The sequence below is a fragment of the Pontibacter fetidus genome (assembly GCF_010119545.1).
Taxonomy (GTDB): Bacteria; Bacteroidota; Bacteroidia; order Cytophagales; family Hymenobacteraceae; genus Pontibacter; species Pontibacter fetidus.
In genome coordinates, this window is the sequence record NZ_JAAEAA010000018.1 from 1 (window position 1) to 16,387 (window position 16,387).

Annotated in this window: 14 protein-coding genes; 6 read left to right on the forward strand and 8 right to left on the reverse strand. The window is 45.4% G+C overall.

All coding sequences use genetic code 11. The features are described from left to right. Nucleotides 1–411: 411 nt before the first annotated feature. Both GWO68_RS13640 and GWO68_RS13645 read right to left on the reverse strand, forming a co-directional pair. A complete protein-coding gene (locus GWO68_RS13640; RefSeq protein WP_162347019.1) occupies nt 412–2,751 on the reverse strand; it encodes a M1 family metallopeptidase in 2,340 nt (779 codons plus the stop codon). Nucleotides 2,752–2,810: 59 nt separating this feature from the next. After that, nucleotides 2,811–3,404, reverse strand: a complete 594-nt coding sequence (locus GWO68_RS13645) for a HupE/UreJ family protein (RefSeq protein WP_162347020.1) — start codon at nt 3,402–3,404, stop codon at nt 2,811–2,813. Between the two features lie 158 nt (nt 3,405–3,562). Between GWO68_RS13645 and GWO68_RS13650 the strand changes: the two genes are divergently transcribed. Further along, complete coding sequence (locus GWO68_RS13650; RefSeq protein WP_162347021.1) at nt 3,563–4,297, forward strand: YoaK family protein; 735 nt, start codon at nt 3,563–3,565, stop codon at nt 4,295–4,297. Between the two features lie 81 nt (nt 4,298–4,378). Here the strand turns inward: GWO68_RS13650 and GWO68_RS13655 are convergent, their stop codons facing one another. The 6 genes from GWO68_RS13655 to GWO68_RS13680 all read right to left on the reverse strand — a co-directional run bounded on the left by GWO68_RS13655 (nt 4,379) and on the right by GWO68_RS13680 (nt 10,808). Beyond that, entirely contained in the window at nt 4,379–4,996 is a 618-nt protein-coding gene (locus GWO68_RS13655) for a DUF4142 domain-containing protein (RefSeq protein WP_162347022.1), read from the reverse strand. A 164-nt stretch (nt 4,997–5,160) separates the two neighbouring features. Then, a complete protein-coding gene (locus GWO68_RS13660; RefSeq protein WP_162347023.1) occupies nt 5,161–5,724 on the reverse strand; it encodes a hypothetical protein in 564 nt (187 codons plus the stop codon). 204 nt (nt 5,725–5,928) lie between these two features. Continuing rightward, entirely contained in the window at nt 5,929–8,547 is a 2,619-nt protein-coding gene (gene clpB / locus GWO68_RS13665) for an ATP-dependent chaperone ClpB (protein WP_162347024.1), read from the reverse strand. A 250-nt stretch (nt 8,548–8,797) separates the two neighbouring features. Next, complete coding sequence (locus GWO68_RS13670) at nt 8,798–9,178, reverse strand: GxxExxY protein (RefSeq protein ID WP_162347025.1); 381 nt, start codon at nt 9,176–9,178, stop codon at nt 8,798–8,800. 85 nt (nt 9,179–9,263) lie between these two features. Next, nucleotides 9,264–9,947, reverse strand: coding sequence for a deoxyribonuclease V (nfi, locus tag GWO68_RS13675; RefSeq protein ID WP_162347026.1), 684 nt, complete (start codon nt 9,945–9,947; stop codon nt 9,264–9,266). Between the two features lie 186 nt (nt 9,948–10,133). Further along, nucleotides 10,134–10,808 (reverse strand): hypothetical protein, encoded by a 675-nt coding sequence (locus GWO68_RS13680; RefSeq protein WP_235942069.1) that lies wholly within the window; start codon nt 10,806–10,808, stop codon nt 10,134–10,136. A gap of 128 nt (nt 10,809–10,936) precedes the next feature. Here GWO68_RS13680 and GWO68_RS13685 point away from each other — a divergent pair, with 128 nt between their 5' ends. The 5 genes from GWO68_RS13685 to GWO68_RS13705 all read left to right on the forward strand — a co-directional run bounded on the left by GWO68_RS13685 (nt 10,937) and on the right by GWO68_RS13705 (nt 16,325). After that, nucleotides 10,937–11,581: a dienelactone hydrolase family protein gene (locus GWO68_RS13685; protein WP_162347027.1), complete on the forward strand. Its 645-nt coding sequence runs from the start codon at nt 10,937–10,939 to the stop codon at nt 11,579–11,581. A gap of 74 nt (nt 11,582–11,655) precedes the next feature. Beyond that, nucleotides 11,656–12,282 carry a phosphoribosyltransferase gene (locus GWO68_RS13690; protein WP_235942070.1) on the forward strand — a complete coding sequence of 209 codons (627 nt, stop codon included), beginning with the start codon at nt 11,656–11,658 and terminating at the stop codon, nt 12,280–12,282. A 159-nt stretch (nt 12,283–12,441) separates the two neighbouring features. Beyond that, nucleotides 12,442–12,999, forward strand: a complete 558-nt coding sequence (locus GWO68_RS13695; protein ID WP_162347029.1) for a hypothetical protein — start codon at nt 12,442–12,444, stop codon at nt 12,997–12,999. Between the two features lie 275 nt (nt 13,000–13,274). Continuing rightward, nucleotides 13,275–15,503, forward strand: coding sequence for an NADP-dependent isocitrate dehydrogenase (locus GWO68_RS13700; protein WP_162347030.1), 2,229 nt, complete (start codon nt 13,275–13,277; stop codon nt 15,501–15,503). 180 nt (nt 15,504–15,683) lie between these two features. Beyond that, nucleotides 15,684–16,325, forward strand: coding sequence for a hypothetical protein (locus GWO68_RS13705; protein WP_162347031.1), 642 nt, complete (start codon nt 15,684–15,686; stop codon nt 16,323–16,325). The last annotated feature ends 62 nt before the right edge of the window (nt 16,326–16,387 follow it).

The window sequence follows — 16,387 nt, forward strand, 5'->3', positions numbered from 1 at the left end:
TCGGCCTTGCGGGCGACGAAAATCAGGTACCTCACGCAGACAGGCTAGTAAACTTACTTCACTATTTTGCATCTGCTCCCCCTTTCCTAAACATATTAGTTTACGAAAAATAGAACTTAACGGCCCTACCTTCCAAGGGGGCAGGGGGATGAATAACGCCAACTATGAAACTATAACGCTTATTATAACATAGGCAGAAACTCCCTCTCCTGTTTTTAGGAGAGGGTTGGGGTGAGGAGAGGTAAAAACAGCAACTATAAAACTTTAAATCAAATGCCCATAAGACCTCCGGATGTTACAAGGTCTTAAAATCCTGCTTATCCTTTCAAATCCTCAAAATCCTGATACAGATAAAACAAAACGCCTCCGGATAATCTCCGGAGGCGTTTGATAAAGTTTAAACTATAGATCTTAGCGACCTGAGTTTGAGTTGCTGTTATTCTGGGTAGCGTTGCGTTGGCGCTGCATTGGGTTTTGACGGCTGCGCTCCTGCTGGAAGATCTCGAAGCGGCTTGGTGCCATTTTGCGAGGGAAGTAGTTGTTCGACAGTTCCGTGTCGGCAGTCTGCAGGTATGGGTCTAGTTCGAAGTTTACAACCGGCTTTTCTGTAACGAATACCTTTGTGATCTCCTCGTTATTATAACGCCATACTTCGGCAGGTACATTTACTATTTCCTCGGTACCATCTTCAAAGGTCATCTTCACGATCAGTGGCATAACCAGGCCACCCAGGTTTCTGAAGCCTACCTCATAGAAATTCAGGCCCGAATTCAGGATCTCTTTTTGTTTTGGCGAAAGGCCACTCATGAACGACTGATATTTCTGTTGATCGGCTGCGCTGACAGCCAACTCATCATAGCTGTTGTAAAAGTCGTTCAGTTCTGGTCTTAGCTCTACGCGTGTTTTCTGGATATCCTTCAGGTTGCGCTGCTCTGATAACGTTTTAGGAGCTTTGTTTTGCTCGGCACGCTTCTGGGCGTTCACAAATTCCGGGTTCTGAGAATCTATCGTATACCACTTAACATTTTCAATCGCGATATCGGTGTGGTCGGTTGTGTAAAACCAGCCTCTCCAGAACCAGTCAAGATCTACGCCTGAGGCATCTTCCATGGTACGGAAAAAGTCTGCCGGCATCGGGTGTTTAAAGGCCCAGCGGTTGGCATATTCTTTAAAGGCATAGTCAAATAGCTCACGGCCCATTACGGTTTCGCGAAGGATGTTTAGCGCTGTTGCTGGCTTGCCATAGGCATTGTTACCGAACTGCAACACCGATTCAGAGTTTGTCATGATCGGAACCTGCATGCTTTTGTCGCCTTTCATGTAGTCGGTGATTTTGCTTGGTTCGCCGCGCCCTGATGGGTAATTACGTTCCCATTCCTGCTCAGCTAAATACTGCACAAACGTGTTCAAGCCTTCGTCCATCCAGGTCCACTGGCGCTCATCCGAGTTAATGATCATCGGGAAGAAGTTGTGGCCTACTTCGTGAATGATAACGGTGATAAGGCCATACTTGGTGCGGTCAGAATACGTACCGTCAGCCTCGGGGCGGTAACCGTTAAACGAAAGCATCGGGTACTCCATGCCACCCACCGGGCCGTGTACCGAAATAGCAACCGGATAAGGGTAATCTATAGTATGCTTTGAATATACTTTCAGTGTGTGCGCTACTGATTCGGTTGAATATTGTCCCCAAAGCGGGTTAGCCTCTTTCGGGTAATACGACATAGCCAGCACGTTTTTGCCGCCAACTTTCACGTTCATTGCATCCCAGATAAACTTACGGGAGCTTGCCCAGGCAAAGTCGCGCACATCTTTAGCAGCATAAACCCAGGTTTTAGTGCCTTTGGCTTTGCTCTTTTCAGCTTTGGTGGCATCATCCTGGGTAACTATAGCCAGTGGCTTATCTGCTTTTGCAGCATCGGCCCAACGCTTCTGTTGTGTAGATGTAAGTACCTGGCTTGCGTTCTGTAGTTCGCCGGTGGCACCAACTATGTGGTCGGCTGGTACAGTTATACTTACTTTATAGTCGCCGAACGGAAGGGCAAATTCACCAGAGCCTAAAAATTGCTTGTGCTGCCAGCCGTTTACGTCGTCATAAACAGCCATGCGCGGGAACCACTGCGCCATTTCGTACAGGTAGTTACCATCGCCCGGAAAGAACTCGTACCCTGAACGGCCGCCCAATGCTTTCTGGTCGTTGATGTTATTGTACCAATCGATGCTGAAGGTAAAGCTCTGTTTTGGTTTCAGGTCAGATGGCAGGTCAACGCGCATCATAGTGTTGTTAATGGTATACTTCAGCGCTTTGCCATTGCGGTCTTTTACTGCTTTAATTTTAAAGCCACCATCAAATTTCTCACGGGTCATGTACTCTACCGCCTGCAAACTCATCTTCTCGTTCAGGTTGCCTGTGCGGGTAGCGTTAGCCATCGAGTTTGGCTCAAAAATATTTTGGTCCAGCTGCAGCCACACATACGTAAGCACGTCCGGCGAATTGTTGGTGTAGGTTATCGTTTCGGAGCCGGTAATAGACTGGTTTTCGTCGTTCAGGGCAACTTTAATGTTATAGTCGGCGCGTTGCTGCCAGTACTGGTGGCCCGGAGCACCCGATGCTGAACGGTAGGTGTTTGGCGTTGGAAGCTCCTGCTGCAACTGCTTAAATTTAGACTGATCGGTGTTGCTTTGTGCCATAGCTGCAAAAGGCCCGGCTGCCAATCCGATAAAGACTAAACCTGTGAGTAGGTTTTTCATTTAGTTAGAGGTGAGTTAAGGTTAAGTAGTATAGTTGGTTGTAAAGTAAAGTTTCAGAATTAAAAGATACTGGTTTCCATCATCAAAATCAATGAGATGCCAGCCGCCGCACTTGAAAGTACCATGATCCAGTCGCGGCGCTTGGCATTAAACAGGTTCAGCATAAGCGCGGCCACAATCAGAAGTATAAAAACGATGAGCAGTTGGCCAAGCTCAATTCCCACATTAAAGGCCAGCAGTTGCAGCCAGGTATCGCTGTTGCGCCCCAGTAACGCTTTCAGGTAATTAGAAAAGCCCATGCCATGCACCAGCCCGAAAAATATAGCCATCAGGTTGTGCATCGAGAAAATTGTATGTTGTTTGCTGGCCGCGCCTTTCAGTTTAAAGAAATTGGTAACGCAGGTAATAAAAATGGTAACCGGTATCAGGAACTCAATAAGCCCGGTATCAAATTTAATGATGTTGAACGTGGATAAGGCCAGTGTAATGGAGTGCCCGATGGTAAAACTTGTAACCAGGGCAAGCACTTTACGCCAGTCGCTTAAAGTATAAATAGCGCACAACGCGAACAGGAACAGCATGTGGTCGTAGGCTTTCAGGTTAAAAATATGATGAAAGCCCAGTTGCAGGTAAGTATAAAATACAGAAGACAAGGTGATTGGTTCTAAGTAAAGTATAATGTAAGCGGTAAATTAGATGTTTATACTTTGAAATGCAATAGCCTGCCTGCCGATAGCAAGCAGAAGTATTTTGTTACCAGAAAATATCTTAAATAAAGGTATCATCTTCTGAAAATTATTACCTTTTGCGCATGTTACGACACGTAGGGCACCGCAGAAATTTTAAGCACAACATCAGGCTGGCAGCTATACTTTGCCTTACGGCCGGGCTTGTGAATGTAGCCGGTTTGCTGGCTTTTGCAGTGCTTACAACCAATGTTACTGGCCATGTAGCATACTTTGCCGAGAGCCTGGCACAAGGCGACCTGCAACTGGCGCGCATTATCGGGCTTTGGATGTTCCTTTTTCTGTTAGGTGCTTTTTCGTCGAGTTTTATAATTGGCAGAATTGGTCGTAACCAGGTGTTTGCTTATACTATACCTATACTTATAGAGATAATTATACTTTTTTTGAACGGGCTGTATGGTTACCGTTACGATGGCAGCCTGTTACAAAAAGAGCTTTTTGCCGGGAGTCTGCTGTTTGCGATGGGCTTGCAGAATGCCATGGTTTCGATGATATCAGGCTCGGTGGTTCGTACGACACACTTAACCGGTATTTTTACCGACCTGGGCATAGACCTGGCGGCAGCTACCTTGCCGGTTGCTTTGCAAAAAACCGGCTTGCGGCAGCGCATTGTATTAAGGTTAATGATCATCCTTTTCTTTCTGGGTGGGGCAATTGGTGGCGGCTATAGTTACGCTTTTCTGCAACATTATACTTTTCTGATACCTGCCGGGCTACTTGTTGTGGCCATGTTTTATGATATCTCGCGGGTACATCTGATTAAGTTATACCGCCATTGGCGCCACCGGCTTAGCAGCTAAAAAACTATAGTACGCACTATAAACAACAAAGCCGGCTACTGTTATTGTAGCCAGCCTTGCAGGTATAAGTATAGTTTATGGTTAGTCTACTGTGTCTTCAATGTTGGTAGCCATTTCGTAGTGTGAGCGCAGGGTAGGTATCATTTTCAGGGCGAAGTCTTTTACGGCTGGGTTGCTTGCATTTACGCTTTTGGCTTCAAACATCCTGATATCTTCTTTGTGCGCAGTTTCCATCAGGTCCATGTACTTTTCGTCGTAGCCCGAGCCAGTATAGTTTGTCAGCTCGTCTATCATTTTCTGGTGCATCGGCATAATAACCTCCGATACCGTTAGGTTTAGCTGAGAGGCGGCAGTTTTCAGGTCCTGGTTGGCTTTGGTGTGATGGTCTACGATCATTTGCGCAAACTCTTTTACTTTGGCATCTTTGGCTTTCTGTAGGGCCATGTTGCTGAGCTGCATTTCCATCATGCTGCTGCTGGCCGCCGTCGACATAAAAGTAGCATCGTCCATATTGGTCATGGTAGTGGCCACTCCGGCTTCTGTGGTTATACCTCCGGTTGCCGCCATTGTGTCCGTGGTAGTTTCGGTGGTTGTTTCTGTGGTCGAGTCAGTAGTGGTATCTGTAGTTGTGTCGGTGCTGGTGCAGGCAGTGCCGAATACAAGGGCGCCAGCCGCAAGAATAATTAACGTTTTTTTCATAGCTTTTGTGGTAAGTTTTTAAAATTCAGGTAATTATACGGTTTGTGTTGTGCCAGGTTAATAGGTGGTAATTAACTATAAAACATTACCAGGTGGTGCATGCATGCCCTAAGAGGACTTATAGTTAAAGCTGAGGATTAGGATATTGGTAAAAGAACTATAGTTTATTCACCAGACAATGTGTATTTTCTAAGCTCATCACGAGTTAAAACATATACGCCCTGGTCTCCATTTATATGGATGGTTTTCCGGCTGCTACCTAGCAACAAGCCTATTGTCATGCCAGGTAAAATGCCAATTACGGCTCCAAGGCCTGCTTTCTCTTCAGCAGAATAAACAAACATACAGTCAAACCACCCCCCTGTAGAGTAGCATTCATCATCGCCGCTGGCGTAACCAACTATAGCACCAACTGCTGCGCCGGCTGCTGTACCCAGCAATGTGCTTTTTGCCAAGCTGTTTCTTTTCCTGAATTTTATTTTTTCAATCATAGCAATGGGGATGACCTGCAACTGGTAGGAAGGTATTACTTTGCCCGCCACCAAAAAAGATCTGTCAATAAACAGAACGGTTGAATCATCAGTGGCCAGAATTACTCCTTTCAGTACATGGTTGCTGTTATTTAAGTATAGCCAGTTGGCGTATGTTGCTTTAGCAGAAGGAATGGCCTGCGCATTTACAGCTATAGTTACAGGTAACAACAACAGCAGAAACAGCAACGTTTTCATGGGATATAGCCCTAAAATGAAACAGGAGTATGTACATCCAGGGTTTAGGAGATGATAGATGTAAGGGCGGAGTAAGTTATGTTTTGTACGTGAAATAAAGTGGAAAGATTATATAGAAGAAGTATAGTTTACAATAACAAAAAAGCGCCAGCCCAATCCGGTCTGACGCTTTCATTTTAGCTATACTTTAAACTGTATCTATACTTACCGTTCTGTCGGAATCTCTACATCAATGTTATTGAATTTGATCTTGCCATTCTCCAGCACCGCTTCTACTACTGAGTCTTTGCTTATAGTTCCGGCCAGTATCTCTTTCGATAATTCGTTCAGTACCTGGCGCTGTAGTACACGCTTCAATGGTCGGGCACCGAACTGCGGATCATAACCTTGTTCGCCCAGGTAATCCAACACTTCATCAGTTGCGATAAGTCGGATACCAGCTTCGTCCAGACGATCCTGGATGTGGCCAAACTGTATCTGAACGATCTTGCGGATATCGCCACGGCTCAACGGACGGAACATCACTAGCTCATCAATTCGGTTCAGGAACTCGGGCCGTACGGATTTTTTCAGCAATTCAAATACTTCATCTTTGGTACGCTCAATTACCTCGTCGTGGTTAAACTCATCCATGGTTTCGAAATTGCTCTGAATGATATGCGAACCAATGTTCGAGGTCATGATGATGATCGTGTTCTTGAAGTTAACCACACGGCCTTTGCTATCGGTCAGTCGGCCATCATCAAGCACCTGCAGCAGAATGTTGAACACATCCGGGTGCGCTTTTTCGATCTCGTCCAGTAGTACCACAGAGTATGGCTTGCGGCGAACGGCTTCCGTTAACTGGCCACCTTCATCGTAACCCACATAGCCCGGAGGCGCTCCGATCATACGGCTCACGGCATGGCGTTCCTGGTACTCACTCATATCGATACGCACCATGGCGTTCTCGTCGTTGAACAGGTAATCGGCCAGGGCTTTGGCCAGCTCGGTTTTACCCACACCGGTCGTACCCAGGAAAATGAATGAACCGATAGGGCGTTTCGGGTCCTGCATACCGGCGCGGCTACGGCGCACGGCATCCGAAATAGCTTCAATCGCTTCTTCCTGGCCTGCTACACGCTTGCCCAGTTCCTGCTCTAAGTGCAGTAGCTTTTCGCGGTCCGATTGCAACATTTTGCTTACCGGCACGCCAGTCCACTTGGCAACTACTTCGGCAATATCTTCCGAGTTCACCTCTTCCTTCAGCATCGGGTTTTCGCCCTGCATCTGGTGTACCTGCTCTTGTAGCTCTTTTAGCTTCGCTTCCGCTTCCTGAATTTTGCCGTAACGCAACTCCGCCACACGGCCATAGTCACCGCTGCGTTCAGCTTGTTCGGCTTCCAGTTTATAGTTCTCAATGTTCTCTTTCTCCTTCTGAATGCCCTCGATGATCTGCTTTTCGTTCTGCCACTTGGCTTTCAGGTCATCGCGCTTGGTTGATAACTCGGCAATCTCTTTAGAAAGGATCGTTTCCTTGTCCTTGTCATTTTCACGACGAATGGCTTCACGCTCGATCTCCAGCTGCATAATGCGGCGCTGAATTTCGTCCAGTTCCACCGGAAGCGAGTCGATTTCGATGCGTAGTTTTGCCGCCGCTTCGTCCATCAGGTCAATGGCTTTGTCCGGTAAAAAACGGTCGGTAATGTAACGGCTTGATAACTCTACAGCAGCTATAATGGCATCGTCTTTAATACGAACCCCGTGGTGTAGCTCATACTTATCTTTGATACCGCGAAGGATAGAAATAGCATCCTGTACGCTTGGCTCATCCACCATTACCGCCTGGAAACGACGCTCCAGTGCCTTATCTTTCTCGATATACTTCTGATATTCTTTCAGGGTAGTAGCACCAATGGCATGCAGTTCGCCACGCGCCAACGCTGGTTTAAGTAAGTTGGCAGCATCCATGGCACTTTCGCCACCCGCACCGGCACCAATCAATGTATGGATCTCGTCGATGAAAAGTACGATATCGCCTTCGGCATCCACCACTTCCTTAATAACCGCTTTCAAACGCTCTTCAAACTCGCCTTTGTACTTGGCACCTGCTACCAGTAAGCCCATATCCAGGCTCATCAGCGTCTTATTCTTCAGGTTTTCCGGCACGTCGCCCGATACTATTCGCTGTGCCAGACCTTCAACTATAGCTGTTTTACCTACGCCAGGTTCACCTAACAGCACCGGGTTATTTTTGGTGCGGCGGCTCAGGATCTGCAGTACACGGCGTATCTCTTCATCACGGCCAATAACCGGATCTATTTTACCCGAGCGGGCCATTTCGTTCAGATCGCGGGCATAACGCTTCAGTGAGTTATACTTAGCTTCGGCGTTCTGGTCGGTTACCTTGGCACCACCACGAAGCTCTTTTATTGCTTTCTTTAGGTCTTTTTCATTAAACCCAACATCCTTCATCAAACCAGCCACACGGTCGCGGCCAGCCAATATACCCAGCAGCATATGCTCGATAGCCACATACTCATCGCCAAATTCCTTCAGGTAAGAGGTTGCTTTTTGCAGGGCTGCATTGGCATCGTTGGCCAGATAGGGACTGCCACCGCTCACTTTCGGGTAGCCAGCTACAATCTCGTCAAGCTTGGTATGCAGGATGTTGCCGTTGATGTTCAGTTTCTGGAGCAGGAAGTTGGTTACATTCTCGTCGGTCTCCAGTATTGCTTTTAAAATGTGCCCGGTCTCGATAGCCTGCTGCTGGTTGCCGCCTGCTATCTCGGTTGCCTTTTGGATGGCTTCCTGGGCTTTGATGGTATAATTATTAAAATTCATATCGCTTTGCCTGTTTTCCTATAGTTTTTAATTCTACGAGACCTAAAGCAAAGGGTAAACCAATGGTGTTTAAAGGTGATTTTTATGTAATTATGACAGGTTTGAACGTGGTGAAATTGCGAGAATCGGCCAAAATGTCTGAATCAGGATTTGCAGGATGAGGAAGGATAGACAGGATTGATAATGTCTTTTTGGATTTGATACTATAAATTAGATTCTATCATTGAAAATGAAATTGCCTTTATATTCTCTACTGCTTAGGTCTATTATTAAATACCTTCTTGTATTGCAGGCTAAGTGCACCGAAGTTGATGAGGAGCCCAATAGGGAAGTTGTCGGCTACGGTGTAGTTTTTTGCTTGAGCTAAATGAAGGTCCTCTAGATTGACAATGGCTTTCAGTTCGACAACAACCGAGTTTTCAACAATAAAATTTGCCCTTCTGGTACCCACTTCGACGCCATCGTAAAAAATCATTTGTTCTTTCTCACGATCAAAGATTAAACCTGCTTTTTGCATTTCCAAAGCAAGGCACCGCTGATAGATTACCTCTTGAAAACCACTTCCAATTGTATTATGCACTTTCATTGCACTACCAATAATCTTGAAAGTAATATCATCAAACTGCTGCATAGCTAAATCTTAAAATCAAATAATTCTTACTTTTTAGAATACATTATCAATCCTGAAAATCTTTCTTAATCCTGCAAATCCTGATTCAGACATCCTTTTTAAACACCGCTGCATAATGGTCTGCTAACCTCGTAGGCTCCGGTAATTTATACTTAGTGGTGCAGGCCATGGCTATAGTTGTGGCAGTTTCCAGGTCCATGAGGTGGCCGGGGGAGACGAAGACAGGCTTTACATTATCCTTGGTACGGAGCACGTTGGCGATGATCTCATCTTTATAAATGAGTGGGGAAACTGAGCCTTTGGTAACAGCAGGTTCTTTATACTTACCGACCAGCACTTTTTTGGCTACACCTATAGTTGGTTTGTTTAAATGTATGCCTACATGTGTCGCGATACCGAGGCGGCGAGGGTGCGAAATGCCGTGGCCATCCACCATAATAAAATCGGGCTTTTGTTGTAGTTTTTCGTAGGCTTTTAGCAGGTTGGGAGCCTCGCGGAAGGCCAGGAAACCGGGGACATAAGGCAACTCCACAGTTCCCACATGCCATACTTTTTCCAGTACTTCCAGGTTTGGGTAGGAGAGAAGTATAAACGCTGAAAGTATCTGGTCTTCCCCGATAAAAGACGAGTCGCAGCCGGCAATCAGTTTCAGTTCGAAATCAGGTTTTTGGATAATGATACGTTCCTGCATTTCGCGTTGCTGTTCGGTGAGCCGGGCAAGTATAGCCGGGTCTGGTGCCGGATAATCAAATCGTCGGTAGTAGGCCATGTTTATAGTTAGAAAGTTATAGAGTTAAAGAGTTAGAAAGTTGTAATTTGAATAAGTAAGGTTTAGTAACTGTAGTACGTGTACGCAGAACACTTTATAGTTTGATTCATGTACTGATAATTGTAAAGTCTGGCTACATACCAGTAAGCCATTTTAACTTTTTAACTTCTAAACTTTCTAACTGAATTATGCGCTGCACGGGTAAATGAGTTTGGTGAACAGCAGTCGCCAGTGGCCATCTATAAACCCAAAATGAAACTCGAAGGAGGTTGCCGTGTGCAGTACAGACTTTTGTACAAATGGTAAGGTAGATTTTATAGTTTGAAGCTGGTTTTCAGAAAGGCCGGCGTAATCCCAGTAGCCGGTTTTCTGGAATTTGCCGGGGCCGGCCACGAAACAGCCATCTTTTGAAAAGCCCGACGTTTTCTTGTCGTAATCCACGTCGGCACAGTCAAATGTTGGCCATGCTTCCTCTTTCAGATCACATACTTTTACTTCATCCCGCACTGTAAAAAAAGAACGGTTCTGGTATTCGCGTTTAAAGGTGCTAATGTTGGTAACCTGCGTCATTTTAGGTAAAGCGCCCGGTTGCTCAATTACCCACAAGCCATACTTCGGATGTATAAACTGATTTATAGTTGCCGTGTCAGATGCCTGTAAAGCTGTAAAGAATTGTGTAAATGCTGCCCGAAAAGCAACCGTGTCCTGAGTAGGTGTATCGGATGTTCGCTCTGGTTCTTCCTCTACAGCTTCAAGCGAATCTATACCCTGATCTATAGTTGTGTTTTGGGTTGTGCTTTGTTCTGAATTACAACTGCTTATCAGAAGCCAGATAAAAAGCATCCATAGTAGTTTTTGCATACATCAAGTGTTTTGTCAGGAATACGTAAAGCCTTGAATTAGAGTCGTGAACGGCCTAACCCCGCCATAGCCAGGTCGTACAAAATAGGTAGCCTTTGGTGAATACCTATGCACTAAACTATAGAGCGATGGCGAACTATACTTTTAACGAAACGGTGCAGCTAAATGTACATAATATTTCACTAACCGGTGACCTTATCGTGCCGGAAGGAGCAACAGGATTGGTGGTTTTTTCGCATGGAAGTGGTAGTAGCCGGCTCAGTAAACGTAATCGGTTTGTGGCGGAACAACTACAGGAAGCTGGTTTTGCCACTTTGCTTTTCGACCTGCTTACACCTGAAGAAGACCAGAATCCTGAGGCACGTTTCGATATACCGCTGATAACCCAACGCCTGGTTGATGCTGCTTACTGGATCAGGGAAAATTTACTGATTAACGAGCTTAACCTTGGGCTTTTCGGGGCAAGCACCGGAGCAGCGTCGGCATTAGGAGCTGCGGCCGCACTTGGCGGCGACGTTATAAAAGCGGTGGTAAGTCGGGGTGGCCGGCCAGACCTGGCAGATGAAATATTGCCCCATGTAAAGGCACCAACCTTACTTATAGTTGGTGGTAACGACGAACCGGTTCTCGACATGAATCAGCAAGCTTTCGACCGACTGCAATGCGAAAAGGAAATGGAAATTGTAACCGGTGCCACCCACCTTTTCGAAGAGCCCGGTACCTTGGGAAAAGTAGCTGAATTAGCCACCAACTGGTTTAAAAAGTACCTGTAACTATCGTTTGATCTTACTTGCTGTAAGGTAACTATAGTTTATCAGGCGTAATATTTTAATTGGTATGTATGCACATGATCCGTAACCGCGAGCAAGGCGCCTTGCTGCTGGCAGAAAAACTGGCTAAGTACAAAGGACAGGATGGTGTCGTGCTGGCTATACCACGTGGCGGTGTTCCGATCGGTGCCATTATCGCTAAAAGCCTGGGCATGCCCCTGGAGGTTATACTTTCAAAAAAGATTGGTCATCCTTCTAACCCCGAATTTGCCATTGGCTCCGTTAGCCTCGACAGCGTTCAGATTAACGAGCAGATCAATGTGCCGCAAGCATATATCCAAGCCGAAACAGAACGTGTCCGTAAAGTGCTTCTCGAAAAGTATAAACTCTTTATGGGCAACCGCACGCCGCAGCCTCTGAAAGACCGTATTGCTATACTTGTGGACGATGGCATTGCTACCGGAAATACGCTGATTGCCACCATTAACCTTGTAAAAAAACAACAGCCCAAGAAGATAGTTGTAGCCGTGCCGGTTGCACCACCCTCGGCAGTGGAGCATATTGGTGCTATGGTTGATGATATGATTTGCCTGCTTGCCCCTCCTGATTTTTATGCCGTAGGCCAGTTTTACCAGGAATTTTACCAGGTGAGCGATGAGGAAGTTATTGAGTTGCTTCAAAATCAGAATTATCCAGAAAAATGATTTCAGCTACACGTAAATAATGAAGTTGATGAGATATAATACTTGCTTTTGTATTTTGTAAATTTTGATATTATATTTATATTTTATTGCACTTAAAACTAAAAAAAATATTATTTCGTTTGACTGACTAATACTTAGGGAAACTAAATTATATGTACTATGAAAATAAGATACGTTCTTACTTTACTCGGCTACTTAACCTTATTAGCTGGTTTTCCCAGTTGCGAAAACTCATTAAAAAGTGAAGATGATTTTTTTTCGGAAGGCGTAATCGCTGTTTCTGTAAACAATGAGTTTAAAGTGGCGCCAAAAGCTAAACTTATCGAGATTGCCCGGAAATCTGTGAGTGAGATGTATATGGGGACTGAAGTGCATAAAATTGAAGTAATTGAGGCCCAGGTAGCTCAAAATGGTATGTATCGTTACCTTTTTGCTTCAGCGGTTAAAGATGGTACTAAACTATCTGTAGCTATAGAGCTTGTTGCCCACAAACCTGAAGCTAATACTGAAAAAGCTTCTATCTTCTCATTTGCCAGTACAAGAGATCAGGTTAGTTACTTATATATGCCAGGAGAAAAGCATTCGTGTGCTGGTAATAATTGTAGTAGTTGCAGCTTTGAGAAAGACAGGGAAGGCAAAATTATCGGTTGCACTTGCAGTAGTACAGGCAGTATGATGGGTGGTTCATCCTATTGCAATCATACTATAAGCACATAAACTGTAACAAGCAATATACTGTAAAGTCCCCGGTCAGCTCACTACTTCTGGCCGGGGACTTCGTTTTTATATTTCTCCGGATTTATAGTAGCATGTCTAACCCAATTTAAACAATTTAATAGGGCGACTAAGATGGCGAAGCAACATCCGGTATCAAAAAGTCTGTTATATTTGCTACCCAAACCAGCCGTTAGTTGTGCACAGAGAAGCCTGGCTATTCAGTAGAAAATACCTCCTGGCTGCTGGTAGTATACTTTTAACATTATTGAAATAACATGACGACAAAAGCATCAAAGATTATCTATACTATAACTGATGAAGCGCCGGCGCTGGCTACGCGTTCTTTCTTACCTATAGTTCAGGCTTTCACCAAAGCCGCTGATATTGAAGTAGAAACAAGAGATATTTCTTTGGCTGGCCGTATCATCGCCGCCTTCCCGGAAAACCTTTCGGAAGAGCAGAAGCAGAACGACGACCTGGCGTACCTGGGCGACCTGGCTAAAACACCGGAAGCCAATATCATCAAATTGCCAAACATCAGTGCTTCTATTCCGCAGCTGACAGAGGCGATTAAAGAGCTTCAGTCGCAAGGGTACAACATTCCGGATTACCCGGCCGACCCTAAAAACGATGCTGAGAAAGATGCCAAGGCTCGTTATGCCAAAATTTTAGGTAGTGCGGTAAACCCTGTGTTGCGCGAAGGTAACTCGGACCGCCGTGTGGCTGATGCCGTGAAGCAGTACGCTAAGAAGCATCCGCACTCGATGGGTAAATGGACGGCTGATTCTAAAACGCACGTGGCCCACATGAGCGGCGGCGATTTTTATGGCACAGAGCAGTCTGTTATAGTTGATAACGCAACCGATGTACGCATTGAGTTTGTTGGCGCGAACGGCGAAACCAAAGTATTAAAAGACAAAATAGCCCTGAAAGCCGGCGAAGTTATGGACTCATCCGTGATGAGCAAAAACGCATTGCGTTCGTTCCTGGAGAAAGAGATAGAAGATGCGAAGAACAATAACATCCTGCTGTCGCTGCACCTGAAAGCAACTATGATGAAGGTGTCTGACCCTATTATGTTCGGCCACGCGGTAACCGTTTTCTTTAAAGATACTTTTGCCAAACACGCTGCTACGTTTAAAGAAATAGGTGTTGATGCCAACAACGGTTTAGGCGATGTGTATGCCAAGATCCAAAACCTGCCAGCTGAGAAGCGTGCTGAAATTGAAGCTGACCTGAAAGCGGAAATGGCCAACCGCCCTGAACTGGCGATGGTAAACTCCGATAAAGGCATTACCAACCTGCATGTACCAAGCGACGTGATCATCGACGCCTCTATGCCGGCGGCTATTCGTTCGTCTGGGCAGATGTGGGGCCCGGATGGCAAACTGCACGATACAAAAGCCATTATTCCAGACCGTTCTTATGCACAGATCTACCAGGAAGTGATCCAGTTCTGCAAAGAGAACGGCGCTTTCGACCCGACAACTATGGGAACTGTGCCGAACATCGGATTGATGGCGCAGAAAGCAGAAGAGTACGGTTCGCATGACAAGACTTTCCAGATGGAAGCTGCCGGTACAGTGCGTGTAGTTGATGCGAATGGCAATACGCTGATGGAGCAGAAAGTAGAGGAAGGCGACATCTTCAGAGCTTGCCAGACAAAAGACCTGCCTATCCAGGACTGGGTGAAACTGGCCGTTACAAGAGCCCGCATTACCAACACACCTGCTATTTTCTGGTTAGACCCACAGCGTGCGCACGATACTAACCTGATTAAGAAAGTAGAAAAATACCTGCAGGACCACGATACCAATGGCCTTGAGATCAAGATCATGTCGCCGGTTGAAGCAATGCGCTATACCTGCGAGCGTGCCAAAGCCGGTAAAGACACGATTTCGGTAACCGGTAACGTACTCCGCGATTACCTGACTGACTTGTTCCCGATCATTGAATTAGGTACAAGTGCTAAAATGCTTTCTATCGTTCCGTTGCTGGATGGCGGTGGATTGTTTGAGACTGGTGCCGGTGGATCTGCGCCGAAGCACGTAGAGCAGTTTATCGAAGAAAACTACCTGCGTTGGGATTCACTTGGTGAGTTCCTAGCACTGGCTGTATCGTTGGAAGACCTTGCTTACAAAACCAAAAACGAGAAGGCAGAAGTATTGGCAGAAGCCCTGAACAAAGCAAACGCTGAGTTCCTGGAGAAAGATAAGTCGCCGGCCCGTAAAGTTGGTGGCATCGATAATCGTGGCAGCCACTTCTACCTGGCTATGTACTGGGCTCAGGCACTCGCCGAGCAAACCAAGAACCAGGAGTTGAAAGACCGCTTTACTGGCTTAGCAAAAGAGCTTACCGACAACGAGCAGAAGATCGTAGACGAGCAGATCGCAGCCCAAGGCAAGCCAGTTGACATAGGCGGTTACTACCACCCGAACGAAGAGAAAACCAGCAAAGCTATGCGCCCAAGCGAAACGCTGAATGCTGCGTTGGTTAACTTCTAAGTAGTATAAAGTATAATTAGGAAAGGCTGCCTGAGCGATCTGGCAGCCTTTTTCTGTTTAGAAAAGTTTTAAGCAAAATGTTATAACACGGGATAAATTAAGTTAGTATTTATTTTGGATTTACATTTAATATAGTGAGATTGCTATTATAAAAATTTAGCCAAACTTAATAAAATTACCATGAAGAAATTATTTACGCTTTTGTTCTTTGTATCATGCTTTCAGCTTGTTTATGCCCAGGAAGGTAGCAAACAAATATTTGAGAGCCCTAAATTAAGCTCTGAAGTAAAAGGCCATAAAACGGTTGCTATACTTCCATTTGATGCTAAGATCACTTATAAAAAGCAGCCTAAAAATTTTAATGCTGAAGCAAACCGCGATCAGGAAGCAGCCATGTCTACTAACATTCAAAGCAGCATGTATACTTACCTGTTAAGAAAGTCTAAAAACTATACGGTTACTTTTCAGGATGTAGAAAAAACAAACATACTGCTTAAAAAAGCGGGCATGTATAGTAAACTAGATGAGTTTACCCGTGATGAGATTGCGAAGGCACTTGGTGTAGATGCAGTTATCGGTGGTCGTTTTGATATGGAACAATCTAAATCAGAGGCTGCTGCTATTGCGTCTGCAGTAGTATTTGGTGGTTTTGGCGGTAAAACCGGAACAGGATCACTTACAATGACTATTAACAATGGCAATGATGGCGAGTTGTTATGGCGTTTCTTCAAAACTATGGATGACGGCATCGGCTCTTCAACGGATGACCTTGTTGAAAGAATGATGAAAAAAGTTGCCAGAAACTTCCCTTATTCTAGCTAAGCTTATTTAACGTGTTAGGCGAAAGGCCACCTGAGAGATCGGGTGGCCTTTTTGTTTATCAA

What these genes read in the sequence shown, in the direction of transcription:
- GWO68_RS13695 (WP_162347029.1), top strand. Translation starts at nt 12,442, where the DNA reads ATGAAAATAAGATACGTTCTTACTTTACTCGGCTACTTAACCTTATTA.
- GWO68_RS13700 (WP_162347030.1), top strand. Translation starts at nt 13,275, where the DNA reads ATGACGACAAAAGCATCAAAGATTATCTATACTATAACTGATGAAGCG.
- GWO68_RS13690 (WP_235942070.1), top strand. Translation starts at nt 11,656, where the DNA reads ATGATCCGTAACCGCGAGCAAGGCGCCTTGCTGCTGGCAGAAAAACTG.
- GWO68_RS13705 (WP_162347031.1), top strand. Translation starts at nt 15,684, where the DNA reads ATGAAGAAATTATTTACGCTTTTGTTCTTTGTATCATGCTTTCAGCTT.
- clpB (WP_162347024.1), bottom strand. Translation starts at nt 8,547, where the DNA reads ATGAATTTTAATAATTATACCATCAAAGCCCAGGAAGCCATCCAAAAG.
- nfi (WP_162347026.1), bottom strand. Translation starts at nt 9,947, where the DNA reads ATGGCCTACTACCGACGATTTGATTATCCGGCACCAGACCCGGCTATA.
- GWO68_RS13680 (WP_235942069.1), bottom strand. Translation starts at nt 10,808, where the DNA reads ATGCAAAAACTACTATGGATGCTTTTTATCTGGCTTCTGATAAGCAGT.
- GWO68_RS13650 (WP_162347021.1), top strand. Translation starts at nt 3,563, where the DNA reads ATGTTACGACACGTAGGGCACCGCAGAAATTTTAAGCACAACATCAGG.
- GWO68_RS13670 (WP_162347025.1), bottom strand. Translation starts at nt 9,178, where the DNA reads ATGCAGCAGTTTGATGATATTACTTTCAAGATTATTGGTAGTGCAATG.
- GWO68_RS13660 (WP_162347023.1), bottom strand. Translation starts at nt 5,724, where the DNA reads ATGAAAACGTTGCTGTTTCTGCTGTTGTTGTTACCTGTAACTATAGCT.
- GWO68_RS13685 (WP_162347027.1), top strand. Translation starts at nt 10,937, where the DNA reads ATGGCGAACTATACTTTTAACGAAACGGTGCAGCTAAATGTACATAAT.
- GWO68_RS13655 (WP_162347022.1), bottom strand. Translation starts at nt 4,996, where the DNA reads ATGAAAAAAACGTTAATTATTCTTGCGGCTGGCGCCCTTGTATTCGGC.
- GWO68_RS13640 (WP_162347019.1), bottom strand. Translation starts at nt 2,751, where the DNA reads ATGAAAAACCTACTCACAGGTTTAGTCTTTATCGGATTGGCAGCCGGG.